This is a genomic window from Streptomyces sp. 7-21, assembly GCF_016741785.1.
Lineage (GTDB): Bacteria > Actinomycetota > Actinomycetes > Streptomycetales > Streptomycetaceae > Streptomyces.
Map to the genome: position 1 here is coordinate 1 of NZ_JAERRL010000032.1, position 1585 is coordinate 1585.

A 1585-nucleotide genomic window follows, 5' to 3' on the forward strand; every position below is an offset into this window, starting at 1 on the left:
CACCGCGGCCGGCGGTCCGGTCGAGCCCTGGGCCTGGAGCGGCGACCCGCCCATCGGCAGCCGCTTCGGCCCGGACATACCCGCCCCGCGCCCCCTGGAGACAGTGGCCGTCGTCCGGGACACGCCCGACGGCCCCGAACTGCACCTGACCCTGAACTGGCTGCCCGGCCTCCTGGACGACAGCGCCGCCCAGGACCTCAAGGACGCCTGGACCGGCATGCTCACCGGCATCGCCGCCCACGGTGCCAGTCCCACGGCCGGGGGCCACACGCCTTCCGACTTCTCCCTCGTATCCCTCGACCAGTCCGAAGTCGAGGAATTCGAGGCTGACTTCGCCGACGGCACCGCCTAGACCGACGTCAAGAGCAGACCGACCAGAATCGTTGAGGAGAACGCGATGTCCGGTTCGCGAGTCCAGGATGTGTGGCCGCTGTCGCCGTTGCAGGAAGGGCTGCTGTTCCACGCCTCCTTCGACGACGAGGGGCCCGACGTCTACGTGGGCCAGCGGTTCCTCGACCTCAGCGGCCCCGTGGACGCAGACCGGCTGCGGCGCTCCTGGCAGGCGCTGGTGGACCGCCACGCCGTGCTGCGCGCCAGCTTCCGCCGCCGCCGGTCCGGCGAGGCCGTCCAGGTCATCGCGCGGGACGTGCGACTGCCCTGGCACGCTGCGGACCTGAGCGCCCTGCCGGAACCGGAGGCGCTTGCGGAGGCCGAACGGCTGTCGGAAGCCGAACGCGCTGCCCGCTTCGACCTGGCGGTGCCGCCGCTGCTGCGGGTGCTGCTGGTGACGCTGGGGCCCGGGCGGCACCGGATGGTCATCACCAGCCACCACATCCTCATGGACGGCTGGTCCATGCCGGTGCTCCTCAGGGAACTGTCCGCGGTGTACGAAGCGGACGGGGACGCGGGCGTGCTGCCTCCCGTGCGGTCGTACCGGGACTACCTGGCCTGGCTGGCCCGGCAGGACCGGGCGGCGGCCGAGGAGGCCTGGCGGCAGGAGTTCGCCGGGGCGGAGGAGCCGACCCTCGTCGCGCCCGCCGACGCGGGCAGGCGGCCCGTGCTGCCGGAGAGCATCATCCGCGACATCCCGGCTGGGCTCTCGCGCGACATCGCCGCCTTCGCGCGTGGTCGCGGGCTGACGGTGAACACGGTGGTGCAGGCGGCGTGGGCGCTGGTGGTGGCGCGGTTGTCGGGGCGGAACGATGTGGTGTTCGGGGCGACGGTGGCGGGGCGTCCGCCGGAGCTGCCGGGTGTGGAGTCGATGGTCGGGCTGTTCATCAACACGGTGCCGGTGCGGGTGCCGCTGCGCGGCGAGCAGCCCGTGACCGAACTCCTCACCGATCTCCAGGAACGACAGGCCCGGCTGATCACCCATCAGTTCCTCGGTCTCAGCGACACGCAGCGGCTGGCCGGCCCGGGCGCCGTCTTCGACTCACTCGTCGTCTTCGAGAACTACCCCCGTCCCCCCGCCGCCGAGCCGGGCCCCGGGAGGCTGTCGCTGAGCTCCGCCGGAGGACGCGAGGCCGCCCACTACCCGCTGACGTTCGTCGTGGTCCCCGGCGAGCAGATGCGCGTGAAGCTCGAT

The 1585-nt window shown here is 72.7% G+C and carries 1 protein-coding gene and 1 pseudogene; both read left to right on the forward strand.

Features of this window, described 5'->3' with window-relative positions; all coding sequences use genetic code 11:
• Window positions 1-352, forward strand: a pseudogene (locus tag JK356_RS21415) (hypothetical protein); the annotation flags it as partial.
• A 45-nt stretch (window positions 353-397) separates the two neighbouring features.
• On the forward strand, window positions 398-1585 hold a 1188-nt coding region (locus tag JK356_RS21420), incomplete at its 3' end, for a condensation domain-containing protein (protein WP_236671720.1).